We start from the raw sequence: 23,847 nt of genomic DNA, 5'->3' as shown, positions 1-23,847 counted from the left end.
GAGTGTGAACAGGCCCTAGCGCAGCTCGCGCACTATCCGTCCGGGAGGCAACAGGCCCGACGGCACTTCCGGTACCTCGGCCTCCAGCAATTGATGGGCTACGCATTCGCACCAGTGGATACCGCGGGCCAGCGCCAGGGGCTTGGAGTCGTACAGGCCCGGCAGGGAGCGCTTGGGGAAGAGCTGCCCAATGGAGCGGTGGCGGATTTCCACGCCGCTGACGAACCAGCTGTCGGCGCGGTTGGCGCACCAGACCCTGAACATGAACGGCGAAGAATGTCCCGTCACTTCGTAACAAGACATCGTGTTTGCACGTTGACCCAACTGCTTTCCTCCTATGGTTTGGGCGGCATTATAAACAGCGTCGGGCAAGCTTGCCAAAGGCCCGGGCGTTAGCGCAAGCGCCAGCATTTCCAGCCCTCAAGAAAATCAGCAGGAAAAGAGCAAGGAGGTAATGGATTCCTACAAGTCTTGTAGGTGTTGTCTTGCATAGCTTCAAAGCCGCGTCACCTAGAATGGTCAGACCGTGCGTCCAGGGGGACTGCAGGCGCCCGGTACCTTTCCCAATGCGCCTTCCGCCAGCCACGCGAAGCGGAAGGTATGACCGTCCAGGACACAAAAAGAACATGACTTCCGCTCACACCCAGCAACTGACCGTGATTCTCAACCAGCACCAGCAAAGCCTGCTGGAAAACTGGCTCACGACCTTGACGTCCAAACTGGGCCGCAAGGAAAAAAGCGGTGAATTCGAAATCCGCCGCCAGGCCGAACAGTTCCTGAGCCTGCTGGCCCGTACCCTGGAAAGCGGGGCCGGCAGCGACACCGATGGCAACGACTGGGCCGATGTGCGCCACCTGCTGGGCGAAGTGTCGCGTACGCGTGCGCTGCAGGGCTTTTCCTCGCTGGATACCGCCAGCTTCGTGTTTGCCCTGAAGGAACCGCTGTTCGACCATCTGCGCAGCATCCTGGGCGAGCAGCCGGCCCAGCTGGCGCAGGAGATCGCGGCCACCAGTTCGCTGTTCGACAAGCTGGGCCTGTACACCATTGAAGTGCACCAGAAGGCGCGCGAGCAGGTCATCCTGCGTCAGCAGCAGGAACTGCTTGAGCTGTCCACGCCGGTGGTGCAGCTGTGGCAGAACGTGCTGGCGCTGCCGCTGATCGGCACGCTCGACAGTGCGCGCACCCAGGTGGTGATGGAAAGCCTGCTGCAGAAGATCGTCGAGACCGGCGCCATGATCGCCATCATCGACATCACCGGCGTGCCCACCGTCGATACGCTGGTGGCCCAGCATCTGCTCAAGACCATCGCTGCCGCCCGCCTGATGGGCGCGGACTGCATCATCAGCGGCATCCGTCCGCAGATCGCCCAGACCATCGTGCATCTGGGCGTGAACCTGGAAGACGTGACCACCAAGGCCACTCTGGCCGATGCCTTCATGATCGCGCTCAAGAAGACCGGCTCGCGGGTTACTGTCCAGAATACGGAGCAGTAATCCATGGAACGCATCCCTATCCTGCGCATGGGGCGCTTGTTGCTGGTGACCATCCAGGTCGACATGCACGATCGCCTGGCCATGGCGCTGCAGGACGACCTGACCGAGCGCATCGTCAAGGACCGCGCGCGCGGCGTGCTCATCGACATCTCCGCGCTGGACGTGGTGGATTCCTTCATCGGTCGCATGATCAGCAATACCGCCTCCATGGCGCGGGTGCTGGACGCCCGCACCGTGGTGGTAGGCATGCAGCCGGCCGTGGCCATCACCCTGGTCGAGCTGGGACTGACACTGGATGGCGTGCGTACCGCCCTCAATGTGGAACGCGGCGTCAAGCTGCTTGAGTCGGAGAGCGACTGATGGGCGCGCCCCACATGCCGTGCGAGGTACACGGTGGATGAACAGCAACTCCTGACCCAGACCCTGCAGACCGACGAAGACGTGGTGCGCCTGCGCAAGCTGGTGCGCGACCATCTGGTGCGACTGGGCTTTTCGCTGGTGGAGCAGACCAAGATGGTGACGGCGGCCAGCGAACTGGCGCGCAATACCCTGCGCTACGGCGGTGGCGGCGAAGCCCGCGTGGATGAGCTCAATAGCGGCACCCGACGTGGCCTGCGACTGGTATTTGCCGACCAGGGACCGGGCATCGCCGATATCGGGCTGGCGCTCACCGATGGCTACACCACCGGCGGCGGCCTCGGGCTGGGACTGTCCGGCGCCAAGCGGCTGGCCGATGAATTCGAGATCGATACCGCGCCGGGCGCGGGAACCCAGGTAAGCATCATCAAATGGAAACTGTTCTGACGGCCTCGCGCAGCGAGGAATGCGTCGCCGTCAATGAAACCGTCGATATCGCAGCAGCGCGACGGGCGGCGGCCGACCTGGCGCGACGACTGGGTTTTGCCCAGGAACCGGCGGCCCGGCTGGCGCTGGTGCTGACCGAAGCGGCCACCAATATGCTCAAGCATGCCGGGCATGGAGAAATCCTGTTGCGCTCCGTCATGGGCAATACCGCAGCGGGTGCAGCGGTGCGTGGCATCGAGATGCTGGCCATCGACAGTGGCCCCGGCATGCGCGATGCCCAGGCCGCCATGGCCGATGGCAATTCGACGACCGGTACCTATGGTGTGGGGCTGGGCGCCATCCGGCGCCAGTCCGACGAATTTGACGTCTATTCCTGGCCCGAGCGCGGCACGATCCTGCGCGCCGTGCTGTGGGAGGCACCGGGGGCGCGCCAGCCGTGGCAGTGCGGCCTGGTCTGCCTGCCGCTGGCGGGCGAGCAGCGCTGCGGTGATGCGGGCTGGGCGGCGACCGTGGATGACGGGCTCTTGTCGATGGTGGTCGACGGCCTGTGCCATGGCGACGCCGCCGCCGATGCCGCCGAGGGCGCCGTACAGGTGCTGGCCGACATGGCGGCAGTCAGCCGTGTGCGACCGCCTGCGGAACTGGTGCCGCCCATGCACGCCGCCTTGCAGAAGACGCGGGGCGCGGCGGTGGCCGTCGCAAGCATTGATGTGCAGGGCGGCAAGGTGCGCTTTGCCGGGGTCGGCAATATCGCCTGCTGTACCAGCCTGGACGGTCAACGCCGTCATCTGGTCTCGGTCAATGGCATCGTCGGCCACAACCTGCGCAAGGTGCAGCAGTTCGAGACGCCCTGGCAGGATGGCATGCTGCTGATCCTCCATTCGGATGGGTTGACCAGCCGCTGGTCGCTGGATGGCTATCCGGGCGTGGAACAGGCGCACGCGGCCGTGATTGCGGCCCTGCTGTATCGTGATTTCTATCGTGGCCGTGACGACGTCAGCGTCATGGTCCTGCGTCAGGGAGAGGCGGGATGACCTTGCGTTTGCTCACCGTGGCCATCGGCAATGAAATCGATGTGGTCGGAGCTCGCCAGCGCGCGCGCCAGATCGCCGAATTGTGTGGCTTTGCGCAGCAGGACCAGGTGCGCATCGCCACCAGCATCTCGGAACTGGCGCGCAATGCCTTCCGCTATGCCGGGCGCGGTCAGGTGGAGTTCGCCATCGAAGGCAGTACCGCCCCGCAGACCTTGCTCATGTGCGTGCGCGACCAGGGGCCGGGCATTGCCGACCTGGAGCTGGTGCTGTCCGGGCGCTATCAGTCCCATACCGGCATGGGCCTGGGGCTGACGGGTGCGCGCAAGCTGATGGATGCCTTCGATATCGAGACCGCCCCGGGCAAGGGCACCACGGTGCTGATGCGCAAGCTGCTGCCGCCGGCGGCACGGTTGATCACGCCGCGCGTGGCCGGTGAGATCGGCAGCGCGCTGGCGGCCGCACCGGCCGGGCTGGCCCTGTTCGAAACCCAGCAGCAGAACCAGGAATTGCTGGCCACCCTGGCCGAGCTCAAGGGCCGTCAGGAAGAGTTGCTGCAACTGACCCGCGAACTGGAAGACACCAACCGCGGCGTGGTGGCGCTGTATGCGGAGCTGGATGAAAAGGCCGACCACCTGCGCCGCGCCGACGAGGCCAAGTCGCGCTTCCTCTCCAACATGAGCCATGAATTCCGCACCCCGCTGTCCTCCATCCGGGCGCTGGCCAAGTTGTTGCTGGATCGGGTGGATGGCGAACTCGGTACCGAGCAGGAACGCCAGGTGCGCTACATCCTGGACAGCGCCGGGGCCTTGTCGGAACTGGTCAATGACCTGCTGGACCTGGCCAAGATCGAGGCCGGCAAGGTCGAGATCCAGCCCAGCCGCTTCCAGGTAGCCGAACTCTTCAGCGCCCTGCGCGGCATGCTGCGCCCTTTGCTGGTGTCGGACCGGCTACGCCTGAGTTTTGTCGCTCCTGACGAATGCGAGATGTTCACCGATGAGGGCAAGCTTTCGCAGATCCTGCGCAACTTCATCTCCAATGCCATCAAGTTCACCGAGCAGGGCAGCATCACGGTGACCGCCGAGCCGTTGCACGACGGCACGGTGCGCTTCTCGGTCACCGATACCGGCATCGGCATCCCGCCCCAGCATCTGGGCATTATCTTCGAAGAATTCTCGCAGGTGGAAAACCACCTGCAACGCCACGTCAAGGGCACCGGCCTGGGCCTGCCGCTCTGTCGCCAGCTGGCCATGCTGCTGGGCGGTGAAGTGGCGGTGGCCAGTCAGCAGGGCCAGGGTTCGACCTTCAGCGCGGTGATCCCGGTGATCCATGCCGGCACCGGGGCCCTGCCCGATGGGCCGCCGCTGGCCTTGCACGAGCGGCCGGAGCCCTCGGCCGCCAGCTTGCCGGTGCTGGTAGTGGAAGACCGGCCTGAACTGCGCCTGCTGTACCAGCGCTACCTGCACCAGTCGGAGTTCCGCGTGGTGCCGGCCTCGTCGGTGGCCGAGGCCGAAGCCCTGTGGCGCAACGGCGAGCCCTGCGCCGTGGTGCTGGATATCCTGCTGGACGGCAAGGATTCCTGGCACTGGCTGGTGCAGCTCAAGAACGACCCCTCGCGTTGCGATGTGCCGGTCATCATCGCCTCCGACGTGGACGACAAGAGCAAGGCCATGGGACTGGGCGCGGACGCCTATTTCCTCAAGCCGGTGGGACGCGATGAACTGCTGGCGGCCCTGCGTTCGCTGGTGGAATTGCCGCCGCATCGAAACGAAATCGCCCTCGGCAAGGTCAATGCCTAAACCCATGTTACCCATGCCTGCCATGAGCCATCCTCAACAACTGATCCTCAACGTCGACGATACCGACGCCGCCCGTTATGCGCGCACCCGTATCCTGACCAAGGCCGGGCTGCGCGTGGTGGAGGCTGCCAGCGGCACCGAGGCACTGGCGCTGGCACGCGAACTGAAGCCGGCGCTGATCCTGCTGGACGTGAAGCTGCCCGACATCCACGGCATGGAAGTCTGCTCCCGCCTCAAGGCCGATCCGGCCACCGCCTCCTGCCTGGTGCTGCAGACCTCGGCCTCCTACATCGGACTGGCCGACAAGATCCGCGCCCTCGAAGGCGGCGCCGACAACTACCTGTTCGAACCGATCGAACCGGCCGAGCTGGTGGCCAACGTGCATGCGCTGCTGCGCCTGGCCAAGGTGGAGAACGAGCTACGCGAGATCGACCGCCGCAAGGACGAGTTCCTGGCCATCCTGGCGCACGAGCTGCGCAATCCGCTGGTGCCCATGCGCAATGCCATCGGTATTCTCAACACCCGGGCGCCGGATGCGCCGGAGTGGGAGCTGCGCGCCCGCAACACCATTTCCAATCACCTCGACCACATGGTGCGGCTGGTGGACGACCTGCTGGACGTGTCGCGCCTGTCACACAACAAGCTGGCGCTGCAGCTGCGTCGCACGCTGGTGGCCGAGGTCATCCACAATGCTCTGGAATCGGCCCAGCAGCTGATGGAGCGCAAGCGTCAACAGCTGCACCTGGACATGGCCGATGCCAGCCTGGCGGTGGAGGGTGACGAGGTCCGGCTGGCCCAGGTGCTGATCAACCTGCTGCACAATGCCGTCAAGTTCAGCCCGGAGGGCGGTCATATCTACCTGGCAGCGCAGGCTGAGGCCGACAAGGTGGTCTTGACAGTCCGGGATGAAGGCATCGGCATCGCCGCCGAGCGACTGGACGATATCTTCGGCATGTTCGCCCAGGCCAATGCGCTGGGTCATGATCGTCAGGATGGGCTGGGAATCGGCCTGTCGCTGGCACGCAGCCTGGTCCAGCTGCATGGGGGCGAATTGACCGTGCAGAGTGCCGGCATCGGCCAGGGCAGCGTGTTCCGCATCGAACTGCCGCGGTCCATGCCGGACAAGACCGCCAGCGGTTCCGATCCGGCAAATGCGACGACCGAGACGACTGCCACGACTGCCACGAATGCCGCGAATGGCACAAGCACCACAAACGCAGCAGCATCAACCGACGGCACGCCGCGTGCCGGGATGCGCGTGCTGGTGGTGGACGACAACATCGACATCGCCGACACCATGAAGGAATTGATGGAGTTGCTGGGCCACGATGTGCAGGCGGTCTATAGCGGCACGCGTGCCATCGCCCGTGCCAAGGAATGGGTTCCCGATGCGGTGTTGCTGGACATCGGGCTCAAGGACATGACCGGTCACGACCTGATCCGCGCCCTGCGGGCCGAGCCGGCCACCCGCAACGTCTACCTGCTGGCCTGCTCGGGCTTCAGCAGCGATGAAGACAAGCGCGAAGCCTACGACGCCGGTGTCGACGACTACCTGGTCAAGCCGGTCGACCTCGATACCCTGGCGCAACTGGAGTTGCGCCGTCCGCCGCCGCGTGCCCGCGCCTGAAGCAGGCTGGGCGTGGGGCCGGGGACGGCGCGGCGGCTTATTGCGTCAGGAACTGCAGCACGGCCTGGGTGAAGGCCTTGGGCTGCTGCTGGTTGGAGATGTGGGCGGCATCGAATTCCACATACAGCGCGCCCGGGATGGTGGCGCGCATGAATTGTCCATCGGCCGGTGGTGTGGGCACATCGCCGCTGCCGGCAATCACCAGGGTCGGGGCAGTGATGCCGGCGATGGCCGCGCGCAGGTCGTTGTCTCGCACCGCCGCGCAGGCGCCGGCATAGCCTTCGGCCGGGGTCGCCAACAGCATCGTGGTCAGGGCTTGCACCTGCTGCGGATGCTGGGCCGCATATTCCGGCGTCAGCCAGCGTGACACCACTGCCGCCGCAATGGCGGACAGGCCGTCACGCTGCACTGTCTCGATGCGGCTGTTCCATGCCTCGGGGGTGCCGATCTTGGCCCCGGTATTGCAGAGGATGAGCTTGTTGACCCGCTCCGGATGATGCACCGCCAGCCACATGAAGGTACTGCCACCCATGGAAAGGCCGCAGAAATGCGCCTGGGTGATCTGCAGATGGTCCAGCAGGGCGATGACGTCACCCCCCAGCTGGGCGATGGTATAGGGGCCGGGCGTGACCTCCGACTGGCCGTGGCCGCGGGTGTCGTAGCGCAGCACGCGGAAGTGCTGGCTCAGTTCGGCCATCTGCGGCTCCCACATCGCCAGCGAAGTCCCCAGCGAATTGGAAAACACCAGCACCGGCAGCGAGGCATCGCCGTCGAGTTGATAGTGCAGCTTGATTCCGTTCAGTGTTGCGAATGGCATGGATCGATCCTTGTCGCGCCGGCCGGCATCAGACCGGGGGCGCGCGATGGTGGTCAGCAGGGACGGGGGAAGCTCAGCCGATCTGTGCGATGGCCGAGGGGTGCTGGGTCAGCGGGGTGACAGAGATGCTCATGAAGGGGTACAGCGGCAGCGCCGAGAGGATGTTGTGCAGCTCGTCATTGCCCGAGACATTGAAGATGCTCACATTCGCATACTGACCCACCACGCGCCACAGGTCGCGCCACTTGCCTTCGCGCTGCAGCTTCTGCGCCATCTCCTTCTCGTCCTTCTTCAACTGGTCGGCGACCGCCTTGTCCAGGGTGGCGGGGATGTTGACTTGCATTTGGACCATGAACAGCATGATGTTTTCTCCGTTATCGCGTTGTGATTATGGTGGGGGCGAGGGCTGAAGCTTCAGATGATATGTTCGATTAACGAACATTAATCCTTTATTCGCACAGCCGAGTGTAGGCGTGTGCCGGTGAGGATGTCAACCTGGGACGACAGCGCAGTGCATCAATGAAGCCCGCATACAGCTGTACTACAGCACCACAGCAGCACCACCACGGCGCTCAATCGCGCCGCTCGGGATTCGGGAAGCCGGTGGCCGGGAAGGAACTGGTCTCGATGTCCAGCCAGGCCGGGCGCTCGGCGTACATGTCCGCCACCAGTTGCTTGACGGCCTCGATGTACCAGGCGTTGTCGTTGATGCGGTGGGTCAGGATGATGGGCGAGGTGGCACGCGGGTCGTCGATCAGCCGGTAATGCAGGTCATTGCGCAGGCGCGCCGAGGCCGGGATCAGGCACAGGCCCGACTCCGCCGCCACCAGGCCCAGGGCGGTCTGGATTTCGCGCACCTCGTGCACTTCGGCGGGATGGATGTCCTGGTCGTTGAGCAGGCTCAGGATGTGGTCGGCAAAGCTGGGGCGCGGCTCCTTGGGATAGACGATCAGCTTCTGGCCATGCACTTCCTTCAGGCTCACGCGCTGGTGGCTGGCCGCCAGCGGGAAGGAGGGCGGGATCGCCAGTACCAGCTTTTCCTCGCGCAGGACGATGCGCGCCACCGTGGCGTCGTTGCTGCGGATGCGGCCGAAGCCGATATCGATGCGCCCCGACTTGAGGGCCGCGAACTGCTGCATCGAGGTCAGTTCCAGCAACTGGATATCCACCTCCGGGTAGTGCTGGCGCAGCTTGCGTACCAGCACCGGCAGGCCACCGTAGAGGGTCGAGGCGACGAAGCCGATGGAGAGTGTCTGGCGCTGGTTCAGGCCGATCTGCTGGGTGGCGTTCTTCAGCTGCTCCAGGCGGTTGAGGATCTGCAGCGCCTGCTCGTAGAACACCCGGCCGGCCTCGGTCAGGCGCAGCGGGCGGCTGTTGCGCAGGAGCAGCTGCACGCCCAGCTCTTCTTCCAGCAGCTGGATCTGGCGGCTCAAGGGGGGCTGCGCAATGTGCAGCTGCTCCGAGGCCCGCGTGAAGTTGCGCGTATTGGCGACGGCGACGAAGTATTTCAGTTGTCTGATGTCCATGGCCAAAAATCATATCGCACGGGAACAAAAGATGTCTAATTCTTTGATTTCTTTGGGTGCACTGCAAAACTATATAAAAAAGGTATGAAACTAGATGTATTTGGTGTTGGCAATGGCAGGGCTTTCGGGTGTTCAATGCAAGCCATGGATACCCAACAACACCTTCACACTGCGGCAGCCCCGGCGAGCATCGAGCGGGTCGAGACCTTCCTGGTCGATCTGCCCACCATCCGCCCCCATCAATTGTCGATGGCGACCATGAACGGGCAGACCCTGATGCTGGTACGCCTATATTGTTCCGACGGCAGTGTCGGCGTGGGCGAGGGCACCACCATCGGCGGCCTGGCCTACGGCGCGGAGTCGCCCGAGGGCATGAAGCTGGCCATCGATACCTATTTCGCACCCCTGCTGCTGGGGGCCAACGCCAGTGCCATTCCAGCCCTGATGGCACGCCTGAACAAGGCCATCCAGGACAACCGCTTCGCCAAGTGCGCCATCGAGACCGCGCTGTTCGATGCCCTGGGCCAGCGCACCGGCCTGCCGGTCTCGCAACTGCTGGGCGGACCGGCCCGTGACAGCCTGCCGGTGGCCTGGACCCTGGCCTCGGGTGATACCGCCAAGGACATCGACGAAGCCGAGCGCATGCTGGCCCAGCGTCGCCACAATATCTTCAAGCTCAAGATCGGCCGACGCGAGGTCGACGCCGACGTTGCCCACGTGGCCGCCATCAAGAAGGCCCTGGGCGACCGCGGTACGGTGCGGGTGGATGTGAACATGGCCTGGAGCGAACTGGAAGCCCAGCGCGGCCTGGCCGGCCTGGTCGATGCCGGCTGCGAACTGGTGGAGCAGCCGGTGGCCTCGCCCCAGGCGCTGGCACGCCTGAAGGGCAAGCATGCCATCGCGGTGATGGCCGATGAATCGCTGACCGGCCCGGCCTCGGCCTTCGCCCTGGCGCGCATCGGCGGCGCCGACGTCTTTGCCATCAAGATCGAACAATCCGGTGGCCTGCGCGCGGCCCAGCAGGTGGCTGCCATCGGCGACGCCGCCGGCATCGAACTGTACGGCGGCACCATGCTGGAGGGCGCCATCGGCACCATCGCCTCGGCGCACGCCTTCGCCACCTTCCGCGAACTGCAGTGGGGGACCGAACTGTTCGGGCCGCTGCTGCTGACCGAGGAAATCCTGGCCACGCCCCTGCAGTACCAGGACTTCCATCTCGCCATTCCGCAAGGCCCCGGCCTTGGCATCGTGCTCGATGAAGAGCGTGTGCAATACTTCCGTCGCGACCGCAGGCAAGGCGCTACCGTGACCACAGTGACAGCAGCGAGGCCGACCGCACTGGTCGGATAAAACAAAAAATCACTTTCCCCGATCGATAAATCCAATAGGAGACTCAACCATGGCAGCCAAGATTTTCAGCACCCCCGAAGTACAAGATTTCCTGCGTCTGGCCAGCGGCCTGGACACCGAAGGCGGTAGCCCGCGCACCAAGCAGATCGTGCATCGCATTCTCTCGGACCTGTTCAAGACTATCGAAGACCTGGAAATCACGTCCGACGAATACTGGGCCGGCGTGGCCTACATCAACCGCCTGGGCGCCTCCAGCGAGGCCGGCCTGCTGTCGCCGGGCCTGGGTCTGGACCGCTTCCTGGACATGCGCATGGATGCCGAAGATGCTGCCCTGGGCATCACCGGCGGTACCCCGCGCACCATCGAAGGTCCGCTCTACGTCGCCGGTGCACCGGTGGAGCAGGGCTTTGCCCGCCTGGATGACGGCAGTGACCAGGCCGGCCAGACCATCATCATGCACGGTACCGTCTACGGTGCCGACGGCAAGCCGCTGCCGGGCGTGCAGGTCGAAGTCTGGCATGCCAATACCAAGGGCTTCTATTCGCACTTCGATCCGACCGGCGAGCAAAAGCCGTTCAACATGCGTCGCACCATCATCACCGACGCCCAGGGGCGCTACAAATTCCGCAGCATCATGCCGGCCGCCTACGGCTGCCCGCCGGCCGGTCCCACCCAGGGCCTGCTCAATGAACTGGGTCGTCACGGCAACCGTCCGGCGCACATCCACTTCTTCGTCACCGCCGAAGGTCATCGCAAGCTGACCACGCAGATCAACATCGAAGGCGATCCGCTGATCTATGACGACTTCGCCTACGCCACCCGCGAAGGCCTGGTGCCGCCGCTGGTCGAGCGTACCGATGCCGCCAGCATCAAGGCCGAGGGCCTGGAGGGGCCGTTCGCCGAGATCGTCTTCGACATCTCGCTGACTGCCCTGGTCAACGGCGCCGACAACCAGATCGTCGATCGCCCGCGTCTGGCGGCCTGACGCGCCCCTTCGGCGCCACTTCGTCCACCCCCCGCCGCAGTGAAGCCGCGATGGCCACCATCGCGGGGGGCGGCTTGCACCCTGGAGAAACCGCACCATGAACACCCTCGCCGCCGCTGACAAGTACCAAGCCGTCGACAGCCTGCTCGACAGCGCCCTGCAGGAAGACCCTGCCAATGGCATCTTCCGCTGCCGTCGTGACATCTTCACCAACCCCGAGCTGTTCGAGCTGGAGATGAAGCACCTGTTCGAATCGAACTGGGTCTACCTGGCCCACGAGAGCCAGATTCCCGAGGTCAACGACTACTACACCACCTGGATCGGTCGTCAGCCGGTGGTCATCACCCGCGACAAGACCGGCCAGTTGAACGCCGTCATCAATGCCTGCGCCCACAAGGGCGCCATGCTGTGCCGTCGCAAGCACGGCAACAAGAGCAGCTTCACCTGCCCCTTCCACGGCTGGACCTTCAGCAACAGCGGCAAGCTGCTCAAGGTGAAGGACGAGAAGACCACCGAATACCCGGTCTCCTTCAACAAGGACGGCTCGCATGACCTGACCCGGGTGGCGCGCTTCCAGAGCTATCGGGGCTTCCTCTTCGGCAGCCTGTCGGAGGACGTGCTGCCGCTGGAAGAGTACCTGGGCGAGACCCGCGTGATCATCGACCAGATCGTCGACCAGGCGCCCAACGGACTGGAAGTCCTGCGCGGCAACTCCAGCTACATCTACGACGGCAACTGGAAGATGCAGATGGAAAACGGCTGCGACGGTTATCACGTCAGCACCGTGCACTGGAACTACGCGGCCACCATGGGCCGCCGCAAGGAAGGCGGCACCAAGGCCACCGACGCCAACAACTGGAGCAAGGCGGTGGCCGGCGTCTATGGCTTCGAGAATGGCCACATCCTGTTGTGGACCAATACCCTCAACCCGGAAGTGCGCCCGATCTGGAACCAGCGCGAAGAACTGGCCGCCCGCGTCGGCCAGGCCCGCGCCGACACCATCGTGGCCCAGACCCGCAACCTGTGCCTGTATCCCAACGTGTTCCTGATGGACCAGTTCGGCACGCAGATCCGCGTGGCCCGTCCGATCAGCGTGGACAAGACCGAGATCAGCATCTTCTGCTTCGGCCCCAAGGGCGAGAGTGATGAAGACCGTCGGCTGCGCATTCGCCAGTATGAAGATTTCTTCAATGTCTCCGGCATGGGTACCGCCGATGACCTGGAAGAATTCCGCGCCTGCCAGGCCGGTTACGCCGGTTCGACCGTGCGCTGGAACGACATGAGCCGTGGCGCCCCGCTGTGGAAGCAAGGCCCCGACGAGAACGCCCGCAAGATGGGCATGAACCCCAAGCTGAGCGGCGAGCGTAGCGAGGATGAAGGCCTGTTCGTCTGCCAGCACCACTACTGGACCGAGCAGATGCGCAAGGCGGTCGGCAAGGAGCGCGCCGCCGCAGACCAGGCAGCCCGGGAAGGAGCACAAGCATGAGCAGCACCGTCGAACTGGGCGCGGTATGCGCCTTCCTCTATCGCGAGGCACGCCACCTGGACGAGCGCGAATGGGAACCCTGGCTGGAACTGTACGCCCCCGATGTCGAGTACTGGATGCCGGCCTGGGACGACGACGACCAGCTGACCCAGGACCCGCAGCGCGAAATCTCGCTGATGTACTACGCCAACCGGGAAGGCCTGGAAGATCGCGTGTTCCGCATCAAGACCGAGCGTTCCAGCGCCTCCATGCCGGAGCCGCGCACCAGCCACATGATCGCCAACGTGGAAATCCTGGCCGAGCGGGAGGACGCCGTGGACGTGCGCTACAACTTCCACACCCTGTCGCACCGCTACAAGATCACCGACCAGTTCTTCGGGACGGTGCTGGCCACGCTCAGGAAGAGCGCGGGCGCCCCGGGTGGTTTCGTCATCGCCCGCAAGAAGATCGCACTGAAGAACGACTATATCCGCCAGGTCATCGACGTCTATCACGTCTGAGACCGGCGGCAGGAGACAGCAAATGAGCAGCTACCGCATCGCCCTCAACTTCGAAGACGGCGTCACCCGCGTCATCGATTGCGGCCCCAAGGAAAAAGTCCTGGACGCCGCCTTCCGCCAGCGCATCAACCTGCCCATGGATTGCTCCGATGGCGTATGCGGCACCTGCAAGTGCCGCGCCGAGAGCGGTCGTTACGACCTGGGCGATGACTACATCGACGATGCCCTGAGCAGCGACGAGGCGCAATCCGGTCTGGTGCTGACCTGTCAGATGGTGCCGCAGTCGGATTGCGTGGTGGCCGTACCGGTCGCCTCCACCGCCTGCAAGACCGGCACCGCCCGCTTTGGCGGCAAGGTGGCCCAGGTGACCGGGTTTGCCGGTGCCGCCTTCGAACTGGTGCTGGAGGTGGCAGCCGATGCGCCCGGTTTCCTGCCGGGGCAGTACGTCAACGTCGGCGTGCCGGGCAGCGACCAGCATCGCGCCTACTCCTTCAGTTCGGCCTCGGGCGCTGCGCGCATGAGCTTCCTGATCAAGAACGTGCCGGGCGGCCTGATGAGCAGCTGGCTGGCCACCGCCCGGCCGGGTGATGCACTCGACCTGACCGGGCCGCTGGGCAGCTTCTACCTGCGACCGGTGACCCGGCCGGTGCTGATGCTGGCCGGCGGTACCGGGCTGGCGCCTTTCCTGTCGATGCTGGAAGAGATGCTGCGCCAGGGCATCGACCAGCCGGTGCACATGATCTACGGCGTCACCCGCGACCAGGACCTGGTGCTGGTGGAGCGCCTGGAAGACTATGCCCGCCGCCTGCCCGGCTTCAGCTTCACCACCTGCGTGGCCGATGCCGCCACCGCGCACCCGCGCCAGGGTTACGTGACCCAGCACATGCCGGCCGAGGTGCTGCACGATGGCGCGGTGGATGTCTACCTGTGCGGTCCGCCACCGATGGTGGAGGCGGTGCAGAAGCACTTCCAGGCCCAGGGCATCAGCCCGGCCAGCTTCTACTACGAGAAGTTCGTCACCAGCCAGCCGGCCCCGGTGGCGGTGGCGGCATGAGCGGGGCCGCCATGAAGGCCCGCTTCCAGGGCAAGGTGGTGATCGTCACCGGCGCCGCCCAGGGCATCCTGCGCGGCGTGGCGCTGGCCATCGCCGCCGAGGGCGGACGGGTGATGCTGGTGGACCGCGCCGAGTTCGTCCATGAGGTGGCGGCCGAGGCGCAGGACGGGCGCGGCATCGGCTTCGTCGCCGACCTGGAAACCTATCAAGGCGCCCAGGCCGCCGTGAGTGAGGCCATCACCCGCTTCGGCCGCATCGACGTGCTGATCAACGGCGTGGGCGGCGCCATCCGCATGCGACCCTTCGCTGAATTCGAACCGTCCCAGATCGATGACGAAATCCGCCGTTCCCTCATGCCCACCCTGTATAGCTCGCATGCGGTGCTGCCGCATATGCTGCGGCAGGGCGCGGGGACGATCGTCAATGTGTCCTCCAATGCCACGCGCGGCATACGGCGGGTGCCGTATTCGGCCGCCAAGGGAGGCATCAATGCCGTGACCACCGCGCTGGCCATGGAATACGGCGAGCGCGGCATCCGTGTGGTGGCGACCGCTCCTGGCGGCACCCAGGCCCCGCCGCGTCGCGTGCCGCGCAATGCCGAGGGCGACAACGCCCGCGAGCTGAGCTGGATGCAGGAGGCGATACAGCAGGTCATCGGCTCCACCTTCTTCAAACGCTACGCCACGCTGGAAGAGCAGATCGCTCCGATCCTCTTCCTCGCCTCCGATGACGCCAGCTACATCACCGGTGCCGTCCTGCCGGTGGCCGGCGGCGACAACGGCTGATCCACCTGATTCACATCATCCACACCATCCACAGATCACGGAGCCAAGCCATGCCAGAGCGCCAGGCCATCATTCCCAAGGGAATGGAAGACGTCTACGAAAAGATCGGTTATGCCCCCGGCGTGCTGGTGGGCAGCATCCTGTATGTGTCCGGCCAGATCGGCCGCAACCACGCCATGCAACTGGTCGAGCCACGCGAAGCCCAGATCGTGCAGGCCTTCGAGAACCTCAAGCAGGTGCTGGAGACCGCCGGCGGCACGCTGGACGATATCGTCGACCTCACCAGCTTCCACACCGACATGCGCGACCTGCCGCTGTTCATCAAGGTTCGCAACCGTTACCTGACGCGCTATCCGCTGCCGGCCTGGACCGCCATCGGCGCCCACATGCTGGGCGGCGCACCCGGCTACATCGTCGAGATCAAGGCGGTGGCACATCTGCGACACGAGGAGACCAGGCACTAGGTAAGCGCAGCACCCGATCCATCAGACATAACAACAACGCACAACAACGTACAACAACGGACTACAACCGAAACAACGGAGGAGAACCCCATGAAGACCCTGGAAGTGAGCCAGATCATCGACGGCGCGCGCTTTACCAAATTCCACTGGATGGTGATGTGCCTGTGCGCATTGCTGCTGGTGTTCGACGGCTATGACCTGTTCATCTACGGCGCCGTGCTGCCGGTACTGATGAAGGAGTGGAGCCTGTCGCCAGTGCAGGCCGGCGCACTGGGCAGTTATGCCCTGTTCGGTATGATGTTCGGTGCCTTCATCTTCGGCCCGCTGGCCGATCGCATCGGTCGCAAGAAGGGCGTGGCGATCAGCTTCGTGCTCTTTAGCGTCTCCACCTTCCTGAGCGGCTTCTCGACCTCGCCCACCGAGTTCGGCGTGTATCGCTTCCTGGCCGGTCTGGGCTGCGGCGGCCTGATGCCCAATGCCGTGGCGCTGATGAACGAGTACGCGCCCAAGCGCTTGCGCAGCACCCTGGTGGCCATCATGTTCAGTGGTTATTCGCTGGGTGGCGTGCTGTGTGCCGGCCTGGGCATCTGGATGCTGCCCAACTTCGGCTGGCAGTCGATGTTCTTCGCCGCCGCCGTGCCGCTGGTGCTGCTGCCGCTGATCCTGTGGAAGCTGCCGGAATCGGTGGGCTTCCTGCTGCGCCAGGGCAAGCATGAGCAGGCGCGCGCCATGCTGGCGCAAGTCGCCCCGCTGGCCGGCATCGCTGCCGATACGCAACTGGTGCAGGCCGAGGCCAAGGGTGCCGGTGCACCCATGCTGGACCTGTTCAAGCAGGACCGCAGCGTCGGTACGCTGATGATCTGGGTGTCCTTCTTCTGCTGCCTGCTGATGGTGTATGCACTCGGTTCCTGGCTGCCCAAGCTGATGGCCAGCGCCGGTTATAGCCTGGGTTCCTCGCTGTCCTTCCTGCTGGCCCTGAACTTCGGCGGCGTGGTTGGTGCCATCGGTGGCGGCTGGCTGGGCGACCGCTTCACCCTGCCCAAGGTGGTGATCAGCTTCTTCGCCGTGGGGACCGTGGCCATTGCGCTGCTGGGCTTCAACAGCCCCACGCCGGTGCTGTACCTGCTCATCATCGTGGCGGGCGCCACCACCATCGGCACGCAGATCCTGCTGTATGCCAACACCGCACAGTTCTACCCGCTGGCGATCCGTTCCACCGGTCTGGGCTGGGCCTCCGGCGTGGGCCGCTCGGGCGCCATCGTCGGCCCCTTGCTGGGCGGTGCGCTGATGGCGGCAGCCCTGCCGCTGAAGATGAACTTCCTGGTCTTCGCCATCCCTGGTCTGGTGGCGGCGCTGGCGATCGGCATCTTCATGCTGCGCTACCGGCATGCCGGCCAGGGCGCCAGTGCCAACAGTGTCGGCGCGAGCGGCGTGTCGCCAGCATCGGTGTCGCGCAGCGTTTAAGATCGCAACTTCAGGACGGCGGCTCGGCGCTGCGATGGTTCGGGCATCGCATGCGCCTGGCCTTTTGAACATCAGGGGGGGCAGGGCACAGCCGGCTCCCTCCCGTGTCGTTGCCTGTAGCTTGAGGGTAGGCAGCATGTAGCAAGGAACGATTCATGGTCCATCGACAAGGCTCGCTCACGGCGTGGGTGGCCGGTTTCCTGGCAGTACTGATTTCCTATGCGGGGCCGCTGGTGATCTTCGTGCAGGCTGCACACGCCGGTCAGGTTCCGACTTCTCAACTGGTGTCCTGGGTCTGGGGCATTTCCATGGGGGCGGGGGTGAGCGGCCTGCTGTTGAGCTGGTGGTTCCGGCTGCCCATCATCACCGCCTGGTCGGCGCCCGGGACGGCGCTGCTGCTGAGCCTGTTCCCCGGCATCAGCATGCCCGAGGTGGTGGGTGCCTATGTGATGGCGGCGCTGCTGCTGATCCTCATCGGCGTGACCGGTTACTTCGAGAAGATCCTGGCCTTCATCCCCAAGGGTATCGCCGCCGGCATGATGGCCGGCATCCTGTTCCAGTTCGGGGTGCAGGCCTTCCGCTCCAGCGCGGAGGCACCCCTGCTGGTGCTGGTCATGCTGGCCGCCTACCTGGCCGGGCGCCGCTGGTGGCCGCGCTACGGCATCGTGGTGGTGGCGCTGGTGGGTTTCGCGGTGGCCTTTGCCAGTGGTCGCACCCATCTCGGCGAGCTGGGGCTGGAACTGGCGCAGCCGGTCTTCATCGCACCGCAGTTCAGCCTGGGTGTGTTCTTCAGCTTTACCATCCCGCTCGTGCTGGTGAGCCTGACCGGGCAGTTCCTGCCAGGCATGGCGGTACTGCAGCTGGCCGGCTACCATCCGCCCACCCGCGCGGTGGTCACCGGTACCGGCCTGGCCTCGCTGGTGACCGCCTGCTTCGGCGGCATCACCATCGTCCTGGCGGCCATCACGGCGGCCCTCTGTACCGGCAAGGATGCGCATCCCGAGCCCGGCAAGCGCTACCTGGCCGGCATCGCCAATGGCGTGTTCTATCTCATCGGCGGGACCTTCGCGGCTTCCATCGTGAAGTTATTCACCGCCTTCCCCAAGGAATTGATCGCCGCACTGGCCGGTCTGGCCCTGATCGGCGCCATCGTTTCCAACATCCGCCTGATGAGCGAGGAGGGCGGCTATGTCGAACCCTCTGTCATCACCTTCCTGGCCACGGCCTCGGGCATGAGCCTGTTCGGATTGGGCGCGGCCTTTTGGGGCGTGGTGTTCGGCATGGCCGCCTACTGGCTGATCGGACGCCCCAGAAAACCAGCTTGAGCTGCATGGAGACTGCAATGCAAAAAGATACCGGATCCACCGACCCCTTCGCCCCCCTGGCCAGCGAGATATTGGCCGTGGCGCCCGGTCGCGCGCATGACCTGGCGCGACTGCGGGTGCTGGCGCAACGGGCCGCGCCCGCCACGGTGACCGTGGTGGGCAAGTACAACCACGGCAAGAGCCGCCTGTTGAACGAGCTGATGGGCAGCGAGGTCTTTGCCGTCGCCGACCGTCGCGAGACGGTGCGCCTGTCCGAACACCGGCATGCCGATGTGCGCTGGCTGGATGCCCCCGGGCTGGACGCCGACGTGGCCGAGCAGGATGACAGCCATGCCCAGGAGGCAACCTGGTTGCAGGCCGATATCCGTCTGTTCGTGCATGCCGCCAAGGAGGGCGAACTGGATGCGGTCGAGCGCGCGCTGTTGCAGGCCCTGCGCGACGACCAGCAGCGCACGCGCCGCCAGACCCTGTTCGTACTGACCCAGGTCGACCAGATGGCCGACGAGGCGCAACTGGAGCGGGTGAGCGGCGCCATCGCCGCGCAGGCGCCGGGCTTGACGCTCCATCCGGTGTCGTCCACACGCCACCGCAGCGGCATCGAAGGCGGCAAGAAGCTGTTGCTGGAAAAGAGCGGCATCCCCGCCCTGCAGGCCTGGCTGCGCGATGTCACGGCACAGGTCCCGGCGGCGCGGCGCCATGAGCGCGCGCTGCTGCTGGACGAGATCGACCAGCAACTGCAGCACCAGCGACGCAGCGCGCAAACACAGTTGCAGGCACTGCGGCAACAGCAGCACCAGCAGCGCCAAGATTTCGAACAAGGTCTGGAGGCGGTGCTGGACAAGGTGCATCAGGACCTGCTGCCGGTGCTGGAGGTGGAAGGCGACGACCCGGCCCTGGTGCCGGACACGGCCGCCGACGAATTCAAGCTCACCGCCGGCAAGCGCGAGCGGGCGCGCATCCACGTCGCCTATTCGCGGGCCTGCATCGCCATTCGCGCCCATCTCATCAAGCACGGGGTAGAGGGTTTGCCGGCCGACCAGCGGACCTCGGTCACCAGCCTGGATACGGTGATGGTGGCCGTCATGGGCATTTCCATCAAATACCGCGCCGACCTGCGCCGCCGTTTCTGCGAGCCGGCCGGACGCGGGCAGATGACGCAGTCCTTCCTGCACTACTACGAACTGTCGGAAGACCGCCAGGCCCTGGTGCAGGCGGTGGCGCGCGCCGACACCGCGCTGCATGCCATCACCCGCGCGGCCGACGCGCTGGAGCAGTTGCGCGCGGTGGAGCTGGCATGAAGACGTCGGAACAGCGTTTCATCGACATCATCGGCAGCTCCGGCAGCTCCGGCGGTGCCGAAGCGGATGTGGCAACCCTCCTTGCCGCGTTGCGTGACTGGCTGGCCGCGCTGGATGCGGCGCTCACGGCCGGCCGGATCGAGGCCGGTGGCCTGCAACCCGGCAGCGCGCTGGCGCAGCGCATCGCTGCCCTGCATCAGGCACTGGCACAGCAGCACCAGCAGCGCGAAGCCCAATGGCTGGCACTGGCACCGGCACGCGCCCTGGCGCAGCGCTTCGAGGGCAAGCTGATGGTGCTGGTGTTCGGCAAGTTCAATGCCGGCAAGAGTTCGCTGTGCAACTTCCTGGCCGAACGCTTCCGGCAGCATGGGCAGGCGGTGCAGTATTTCCATCTGCAGGGCGGCCAGCTGCTGGCCTCGGACGAGGCCTTCCACGAGGGCGCCACCGAGACCACGGCGCGCCTGCAAGGGGTGTGTCTGGGCGATGGACTGGTCTTGCTGGATACCCCCGGCCTGCATTCGGCCACCGATGACAATGCGGCCCTGACCCAGCGCTTCCTGGACAGTGCCGATGCGGTGCTGTGGCTGACCAGTTCGACCTCGCCGGGACAGGTGCAGGAACTCGACGAATTGGCCCGCGAACTGCGCCGAGGCAAGCCACTGCTGCCGGTGGTGACGCGCAGCGATGTGATCGACGAAGACGAAGTCGATGGCCAGATCGTCAAGTGCCTGCGCAACAAGTCCGACGCCAACCGCGCCGACCAGGAAGCCGATGTCGGCCACCGCGCCGCCGACAAGCTGCAGGCGCTGGGCGTGGCGGCGGCCCAGCTGAAGCCGGCGGTGTCGGTCTCGGCCTACGTGGCGCGCAGCACGGGCGCCGATGCAGAGGTCATGGCCGGCGCCGGTTTCGAGCGTCTCTATGCGGCCCTGCTGGAACTGCTGGCCCCCGCGCTGGCCTATCGCGCCCGCAAGCCGGCCGAAGTCCTGCTGCATCATTTGCAGGAGGAGGTGGAAGCCCCCTTGGTGAACCAGACCATGCCGGCCCTGACTGCCCTGCGCCAGCAGGTGCAAGAAGAACTGGACAGCCTGCCGGCCCGGCAGGCGCGTCTGGTACAACAAGCCTGGCGCGAGGTGATGCCGCAGCTGGCCGACCTGCTGGAAGCGCATGCCGGGGTGGCCGAGGTAGCCAACGTGGCAGCGGTGGCAGCCACATTGCGCGCGGCCCTGCAACAGGCTGCCACGCAACACGCCCAGGCCTGCCTGGACAGTCACATCTTGCCCACCCTGGAGAGCGCGCTGGACCTGCCTGCCGATCTTGGCTACGACAGTGCGCCGACCGATGGCTTGCCAGCCGCATATGAAAAGCTGTACGAGACCCTGGGCGCGGCCGTGCAGGACAGCCTGCAGCGCATGGCCGGTGACCTGGCCGAGCGCTGCGCGGCCCGCCTGCAAGCCCTGGATCAGGCGCTGCAGCACAAGCAGAAGATCATCCTGGACGGCCAGCGCCGCCTGGGCCAGATCGCGTCCCTTCTGCGTGGCCTGCACGCAGGCGCGAACCAATTGCGTGAACCGGCGCAGGAGGTGTGACCACGCTTGAGCGCATGTATGGCAGGACCATGGCAACACCCCTATAAAAAACGATAAACGCAGCATCAGGGAGGAAAGCAGCATGTGGAAGAACAATCTCAAACGGCTATGCCTGGCCGTATCGATCATATCGGTCGTCTTGATCGTCGGCGCCGGCTGGCGCCTGTTCAATGCCGCCCATGACGTGGGTGCGCAGGCGCTGGCCTTGCTGTTGCCGCTGGCCGCGGCCGGTCTGCTGATAGGCGCTACTGGCCTGCGCGGACGGGGAACGGAGCTGGCGGTGGCGCAGATGCTGCCGCCGGCCACCGAGCTGGTGCCGCCGCTACCGGTAGAGCAGGTCAGCCAGGGCTACATGGTTGCCGAAACCGGCATGCAGGATCTGCATGCGCGCGTGCAGGATCTGGTGGCCCTGCTGGAGCAGACCATCGCCGACATGGCACGCGCCGGCGTGGTGGCGCGGCAATCCGGTGGCAGTGTCGACAGCGCGGTGGCCGCCGTGCAGCAGACGGTGACGGCGGTGGCCACCATCAGCCGCTATATCGATGGTTCGCTGCAGACCTACCGTACCCTGGTGGAGCAGGCTGCGACCATCGGCAAGATCGTCGAGACCATCCATGAAATCGCCAGCCAGACCAATCTGCTGGCATTGAACGCGGCCATCGAGGCCGCCCGTGCCGGCGAGAGCGGGCGCGGCTTCGCGGTGGTGGCGGCCGAGGTCAAGCGGCTGGCCGGCCGGGTCGGGCAATCCAGCAAGGAGATCGGCAAGATCGCCACCTCGCTGAGCCAGTCTTCCGGCAGTGCCCTGCGCGAGGCCGAGGCGGCGGCCTCGCAAGCGGCGCTCGGTCGCAACAGCGCCGATCAGGCCCATGTGGCGATGGCCGATGTCATCGATGGCGCCCGCAAGCGCGTGGCCATCGTCGGCGGCATCAACGACGCCCTGGCACGGCAGTCGCAGGTGGCGGCGGGTCTGTCGCAGCAGGTGCAGCTCCTGTTGCAGCAGGGAACGGCGCGGGTGTTGCGCATCGATTGAGCGGCGTGCGGGTGGAATCTTTTGCGGGGTTAAGGATCAGTTAAGTCTATGTCACTAGAGTGAATCTGACGGCGCCAGCTCGACAGTGGCGTCGTGATTCGTCTCTTGATCCTTCAAGTCTTCATCTACGTACAAGGAGAGCCATCATGGATATCAACAAGATCACCGCCATCAGCGCCATCGTCTTCGGTCTGGCCGGCATGGCGGCACCCTTCGCACAGGCCCAGACCCAGGATACCCAGGGTAGCGTGGCCTACATGAACGGCGGCATCGGCGCGGGCGAACAGACCAAACTGCGCGAGGCGGCCAAGGACTACAACCTGCGGCTGCTGTTTTCCGAAGCCAAGGATGGCGCCTATGTCAGCAACGTCAAGCTCAGCGTCAATGACAGCCAGGGCAAGACCGTCTTCAGCCTGCCCGGCGCCGGCCCGATGACCAATCTCAAGTTGCCGGCCGGTCACTACGAGGTGAAGGCGGACTACAACGGCGTCACCAAGACCAGCAAGGTGGAGGTGGGCCAGAAGCCGACTTCGCTGAGCTTCAACTGGGCGCATCAGGACAACTGAACAGGTCCTTGCTGACGCAAAAAAGATCCTGTGTGTTTCCACACAGGATCAATGTGTCCAACACAGACACAAGGGAACCGTCTGGACCCGGCCGCGCTTCAGCGCGGCGACAGGCGTCGTCCCAGCCACATCAGGCCGCCGTTGCAGGCCAGGGCGAAGACTGACAGCAGCAATGCCACCGCCATGATGGTGCGGATGTCGCCCAGGTTCATGGCATTGGTCAGCAGGAAACCCAGTCCGCGCTGCGAGGCGAACATCTCCCCGATCAGCACCCCCAGCAGCGTCAGCGAAAACGCCAGGCGCAGGCCGGCCGTGATTTCCGGCAGGATGGCTGGCAGCACGATGTGCAGCAGCGACTGGCGGCGCGTCAGCCGCATCGACTGGCCGGCGCGCAACAGCACCGGGCGCATCTGGCGGATCGCATTCATCGTGAAGACCATGATGGGGATGATGCCGTGCATCACCCCGAAGGCCACCTTGGCCGACAGGCCCAGCCCGAACACCAGCAGCACCAGCGGATAGAGCGTGACCTTGGGGATGGCGTACATGTTCAGGAGGATGGGTTCGGAGACATCGCGCGCCATCCGGTTCACGCCCAGCAGCAGGCCTGCCGCCAGGCCACCCACCAGCCCGATCAGCAGGGCGTAGAGCAAGGCCTTGCCGGTTTCCAGCGCATGCAGCCAGAACTCGCTGGTCTGCATCATGCTGCCCAGGGTCAGCACGGCCTGCCCCGGCGAAGCCAGCGCACTGCCGCCATTGATCCAGTACAGGCCCTGCCAGGATACGGCCAGGCCGGCCGCCAGCAGGGCGTAGAGCAGCGGGGTTTGCATCTCGCGCATCGGTTTCATGGCATGTCC

At 65.3% G+C, this 23,847-nt stretch carries 24 protein-coding genes; 19 read left to right on the top strand and 5 right to left on the bottom strand.

What is annotated here, in order from left to right; all coding sequences use genetic code 11:
• Positions 1 to 15 precede the first annotated feature (15 nt).
• Positions 16 to 264: a hypothetical protein gene (locus ACEOAC_RS19230; protein ID WP_006465087.1), complete on the bottom strand. Its 249-nt coding sequence runs from the start codon at positions 262 to 264 to the stop codon at positions 16 to 18.
• Between the two features lie 362 nt (positions 265 to 626).
• On the opposite strand from ACEOAC_RS19230, the gene ACEOAC_RS19225 reads away from it, so the two are divergent.
• Genes ACEOAC_RS19225 through ACEOAC_RS19200 form a run of 6 tightly spaced genes read left to right on the top strand, consistent with a single transcriptional unit; the run spans position 627 to position 6,754 of the window.
• The gene (locus ACEOAC_RS19225; RefSeq protein ID WP_006465086.1) at positions 627 to 1,493 is read left to right on the top strand and encodes an STAS domain-containing protein; all 867 of its coding nucleotides are present in this window, start codon (positions 627 to 629) and stop codon (positions 1,491 to 1,493) included.
• A 3-nt stretch (positions 1,494 to 1,496) separates the two neighbouring features.
• On the top strand, positions 1,497 to 1,853 hold the full coding sequence (locus tag ACEOAC_RS19220; protein WP_006465085.1) for an STAS domain-containing protein: 357 nt from the start codon (positions 1,497 to 1,499) through the stop codon (positions 1,851 to 1,853).
• Between the two features lie 33 nt (positions 1,854 to 1,886).
• On the top strand, positions 1,887 to 2,297 hold the full coding sequence (locus tag ACEOAC_RS19215; protein WP_241812034.1) for an ATP-binding protein: 411 nt from the start codon (positions 1,887 to 1,889) through the stop codon (positions 2,295 to 2,297).
• Entirely contained in the window at positions 2,282 to 3,331 is a 1,050-nt protein-coding gene (locus ACEOAC_RS19210; RefSeq protein ID WP_413628523.1) for an ATP-binding protein, read from the top strand. Before ACEOAC_RS19215 ends, ACEOAC_RS19210 begins: the two co-directional genes overlap by 16 nt.
• Complete coding sequence (locus ACEOAC_RS19205) at positions 3,328 to 5,127, top strand: ATP-binding protein (RefSeq protein WP_413628522.1); 1,800 nt, start codon at positions 3,328 to 3,330, stop codon at positions 5,125 to 5,127. The genes ACEOAC_RS19210 and ACEOAC_RS19205 overlap by 4 nt, the downstream gene beginning before the upstream one ends.
• A 22-nt stretch (positions 5,128 to 5,149) precedes the next feature.
• The gene (locus tag ACEOAC_RS19200; RefSeq protein WP_413445381.1) at positions 5,150 to 6,754 is read left to right on the top strand and encodes a response regulator; all 1,605 of its coding nucleotides are present in this window, start codon (positions 5,150 to 5,152) and stop codon (positions 6,752 to 6,754) included.
• Between the two features lie 37 nt (positions 6,755 to 6,791).
• On the opposite strand, the gene pcaD is transcribed toward ACEOAC_RS19200, so the two are convergent.
• The 3 genes from pcaD to ACEOAC_RS19185 form a co-directional block, all read right to left on the bottom strand.
• On the bottom strand, positions 6,792 to 7,571 hold the full coding sequence (gene pcaD / locus ACEOAC_RS19195) for a 3-oxoadipate enol-lactonase (RefSeq protein ID WP_413445382.1): 780 nt from the start codon (positions 7,569 to 7,571) through the stop codon (positions 6,792 to 6,794).
• A gap of 73 nt (positions 7,572 to 7,644) precedes the next feature.
• Positions 7,645 to 7,932 carry a muconolactone Delta-isomerase gene (catC, locus tag ACEOAC_RS19190; RefSeq protein ID WP_006465079.1) on the bottom strand — a complete coding sequence of 96 codons (288 nt, stop codon included), beginning with the start codon at positions 7,930 to 7,932 and terminating at the stop codon, positions 7,645 to 7,647.
• Between the two features lie 211 nt (positions 7,933 to 8,143).
• Entirely contained in the window at positions 8,144 to 9,097 is a 954-nt protein-coding gene (locus ACEOAC_RS19185) for a LysR family transcriptional regulator (RefSeq protein ID WP_006465078.1), read from the bottom strand.
• A 144-nt stretch (positions 9,098 to 9,241) separates the two neighbouring features.
• Here ACEOAC_RS19185 and ACEOAC_RS19180 point away from each other — a divergent pair, with 144 nt between their 5' ends.
• The 13 genes from ACEOAC_RS19180 (at position 9,242) to ACEOAC_RS19120 (ending at position 22,990) form a co-directional block, all read left to right on the top strand.
• Entirely contained in the window at positions 9,242 to 10,447 is a 1,206-nt protein-coding gene (locus ACEOAC_RS19180; protein ID WP_241812029.1) for a muconate/chloromuconate family cycloisomerase, read from the top strand.
• A 49-nt stretch (positions 10,448 to 10,496) separates the two neighbouring features.
• A complete protein-coding gene (catA, locus tag ACEOAC_RS19175) occupies positions 10,497 to 11,432 on the top strand; it encodes a catechol 1,2-dioxygenase (RefSeq protein WP_006465076.1) in 936 nt (311 codons plus the stop codon).
• A gap of 97 nt (positions 11,433 to 11,529) precedes the next feature.
• Positions 11,530 to 12,918, top strand: a complete 1,389-nt coding sequence (locus ACEOAC_RS19170) for a Rieske 2Fe-2S domain-containing protein (protein WP_413445456.1) — start codon at positions 11,530 to 11,532, stop codon at positions 12,916 to 12,918.
• A complete protein-coding gene (gene benB / locus ACEOAC_RS19165) occupies positions 12,915 to 13,418 on the top strand; it encodes a benzoate 1,2-dioxygenase small subunit (RefSeq protein WP_413445455.1) in 504 nt (167 codons plus the stop codon). The genes ACEOAC_RS19170 and benB overlap by 4 nt, the downstream gene beginning before the upstream one ends.
• A gap of 22 nt (positions 13,419 to 13,440) precedes the next feature.
• A complete protein-coding gene (benC, locus tag ACEOAC_RS19160; RefSeq protein ID WP_413445454.1) occupies positions 13,441 to 14,472 on the top strand; it encodes a benzoate 1,2-dioxygenase electron transfer component BenC in 1,032 nt (343 codons plus the stop codon).
• The gene (gene benD / locus ACEOAC_RS19155; protein WP_413628521.1) at positions 14,469 to 15,257 is read left to right on the top strand and encodes a benzoate diol dehydrogenase BenD; all 789 of its coding nucleotides are present in this window, start codon (positions 14,469 to 14,471) and stop codon (positions 15,255 to 15,257) included. Before benC ends, benD begins: the two co-directional genes overlap by 4 nt.
• A 50-nt stretch (positions 15,258 to 15,307) precedes the next feature.
• Positions 15,308 to 15,721, top strand: coding sequence for a RidA family protein (locus ACEOAC_RS19150; protein ID WP_006465071.1), 414 nt, complete (start codon positions 15,308 to 15,310; stop codon positions 15,719 to 15,721).
• Positions 15,722 to 15,811: 90 nt separating this feature from the next.
• Positions 15,812 to 17,185, top strand: coding sequence for an MFS transporter (locus tag ACEOAC_RS19145; protein ID WP_006465070.1), 1,374 nt, complete (start codon positions 15,812 to 15,814; stop codon positions 17,183 to 17,185).
• Positions 17,186 to 17,340: 155 nt separating this feature from the next.
• On the top strand, positions 17,341 to 18,510 hold the full coding sequence (locus ACEOAC_RS19140; protein WP_077237719.1) for a benzoate/H(+) symporter BenE family transporter: 1,170 nt from the start codon (positions 17,341 to 17,343) through the stop codon (positions 18,508 to 18,510).
• Between the two features lie 17 nt (positions 18,511 to 18,527).
• Complete coding sequence (locus ACEOAC_RS19135) at positions 18,528 to 19,808, top strand: GTPase (RefSeq protein ID WP_413628520.1); 1,281 nt, start codon at positions 18,528 to 18,530, stop codon at positions 19,806 to 19,808.
• Positions 19,805 to 21,394, top strand: coding sequence for a dynamin family protein (locus tag ACEOAC_RS19130; RefSeq protein ID WP_413628519.1), 1,590 nt, complete (start codon positions 19,805 to 19,807; stop codon positions 21,392 to 21,394). Before ACEOAC_RS19135 ends, ACEOAC_RS19130 begins: the two co-directional genes overlap by 4 nt.
• 82 nt (positions 21,395 to 21,476) lie before the next feature.
• The gene (locus tag ACEOAC_RS19125; protein ID WP_413628518.1) at positions 21,477 to 22,424 is read left to right on the top strand and encodes a methyl-accepting chemotaxis protein; all 948 of its coding nucleotides are present in this window, start codon (positions 21,477 to 21,479) and stop codon (positions 22,422 to 22,424) included.
• 146 nt (positions 22,425 to 22,570) lie between these two features.
• The gene (locus tag ACEOAC_RS19120) at positions 22,571 to 22,990 is read left to right on the top strand and encodes a hypothetical protein (RefSeq protein WP_241812023.1); all 420 of its coding nucleotides are present in this window, start codon (positions 22,571 to 22,573) and stop codon (positions 22,988 to 22,990) included.
• Positions 22,991 to 23,088: 98 nt separating this feature from the next.
• Here ACEOAC_RS19120 and ACEOAC_RS19115 read toward each other — a convergent pair whose 3' ends face one another.
• The gene (locus ACEOAC_RS19115; RefSeq protein WP_039876815.1) at positions 23,089 to 23,838 is read right to left on the bottom strand and encodes an ABC transporter permease; all 750 of its coding nucleotides are present in this window, start codon (positions 23,836 to 23,838) and stop codon (positions 23,089 to 23,091) included.
• Positions 23,839 to 23,847: the final 9 nt, after the last annotated feature.

It is taken from the genome of Herbaspirillum frisingense (assembly GCF_047325095.1).
Lineage (GTDB): Bacteria > Pseudomonadota > Gammaproteobacteria > Burkholderiales > Burkholderiaceae_D > Herbaspirillum > Herbaspirillum frisingense.
This window is presented reverse-complemented; position numbering and strand designations above follow the sequence as displayed.

What these genes read in the sequence shown, in the direction of transcription:
- ACEOAC_RS19230 (WP_006465087.1), bottom strand. Translation starts at nt 264, where the DNA reads ATGTTCAGGGTCTGGTGCGCCAACCGCGCCGACAGCTGGTTCGTCAGC.
- ACEOAC_RS19225 (WP_006465086.1), top strand. Translation starts at nt 627, where the DNA reads ATGACTTCCGCTCACACCCAGCAACTGACCGTGATTCTCAACCAGCAC.
- ACEOAC_RS19220 (WP_006465085.1), top strand. Translation starts at nt 1,497, where the DNA reads ATGGAACGCATCCCTATCCTGCGCATGGGGCGCTTGTTGCTGGTGACC.
- ACEOAC_RS19210 (WP_413628523.1), top strand. Translation starts at nt 2,282, where the DNA reads ATGGAAACTGTTCTGACGGCCTCGCGCAGCGAGGAATGCGTCGCCGTC.
- ACEOAC_RS19205 (WP_413628522.1), top strand. Translation starts at nt 3,328, where the DNA reads ATGACCTTGCGTTTGCTCACCGTGGCCATCGGCAATGAAATCGATGTG.
- ACEOAC_RS19200 (WP_413445381.1), top strand. Translation starts at nt 5,150, where the DNA reads ATGAGCCATCCTCAACAACTGATCCTCAACGTCGACGATACCGACGCC.
- pcaD (WP_413445382.1), bottom strand. Translation starts at nt 7,571, where the DNA reads ATGCCATTCGCAACACTGAACGGAATCAAGCTGCACTATCAACTCGAC.
- catC (WP_006465079.1), bottom strand. Translation starts at nt 7,932, where the DNA reads ATGCTGTTCATGGTCCAAATGCAAGTCAACATCCCCGCCACCCTGGAC.
- ACEOAC_RS19185 (WP_006465078.1), bottom strand. Translation starts at nt 9,097, where the DNA reads ATGGACATCAGACAACTGAAATACTTCGTCGCCGTCGCCAATACGCGC.
- ACEOAC_RS19180 (WP_241812029.1), top strand. Translation starts at nt 9,242, where the DNA reads ATGGATACCCAACAACACCTTCACACTGCGGCAGCCCCGGCGAGCATC.
- catA (WP_006465076.1), top strand. Translation starts at nt 10,497, where the DNA reads ATGGCAGCCAAGATTTTCAGCACCCCCGAAGTACAAGATTTCCTGCGT.
- ACEOAC_RS19170 (WP_413445456.1), top strand. Translation starts at nt 11,530, where the DNA reads ATGAACACCCTCGCCGCCGCTGACAAGTACCAAGCCGTCGACAGCCTG.
- benB (WP_413445455.1), top strand. Translation starts at nt 12,915, where the DNA reads ATGAGCAGCACCGTCGAACTGGGCGCGGTATGCGCCTTCCTCTATCGC.
- benC (WP_413445454.1), top strand. Translation starts at nt 13,441, where the DNA reads ATGAGCAGCTACCGCATCGCCCTCAACTTCGAAGACGGCGTCACCCGC.
- benD (WP_413628521.1), top strand. Translation starts at nt 14,469, where the DNA reads ATGAGCGGGGCCGCCATGAAGGCCCGCTTCCAGGGCAAGGTGGTGATC.
- ACEOAC_RS19150 (WP_006465071.1), top strand. Translation starts at nt 15,308, where the DNA reads ATGCCAGAGCGCCAGGCCATCATTCCCAAGGGAATGGAAGACGTCTAC.
- ACEOAC_RS19145 (WP_006465070.1), top strand. Translation starts at nt 15,812, where the DNA reads ATGAAGACCCTGGAAGTGAGCCAGATCATCGACGGCGCGCGCTTTACC.
- ACEOAC_RS19140 (WP_077237719.1), top strand. Translation starts at nt 17,341, where the DNA reads ATGGTCCATCGACAAGGCTCGCTCACGGCGTGGGTGGCCGGTTTCCTG.
- ACEOAC_RS19135 (WP_413628520.1), top strand. Translation starts at nt 18,528, where the DNA reads ATGCAAAAAGATACCGGATCCACCGACCCCTTCGCCCCCCTGGCCAGC.
- ACEOAC_RS19130 (WP_413628519.1), top strand. Translation starts at nt 19,805, where the DNA reads ATGAAGACGTCGGAACAGCGTTTCATCGACATCATCGGCAGCTCCGGC.
- ACEOAC_RS19125 (WP_413628518.1), top strand. Translation starts at nt 21,477, where the DNA reads ATGTGGAAGAACAATCTCAAACGGCTATGCCTGGCCGTATCGATCATA.
- ACEOAC_RS19120 (WP_241812023.1), top strand. Translation starts at nt 22,571, where the DNA reads ATGGATATCAACAAGATCACCGCCATCAGCGCCATCGTCTTCGGTCTG.
- ACEOAC_RS19115 (WP_039876815.1), bottom strand. Translation starts at nt 23,838, where the DNA reads ATGAAACCGATGCGCGAGATGCAAACCCCGCTGCTCTACGCCCTGCTG.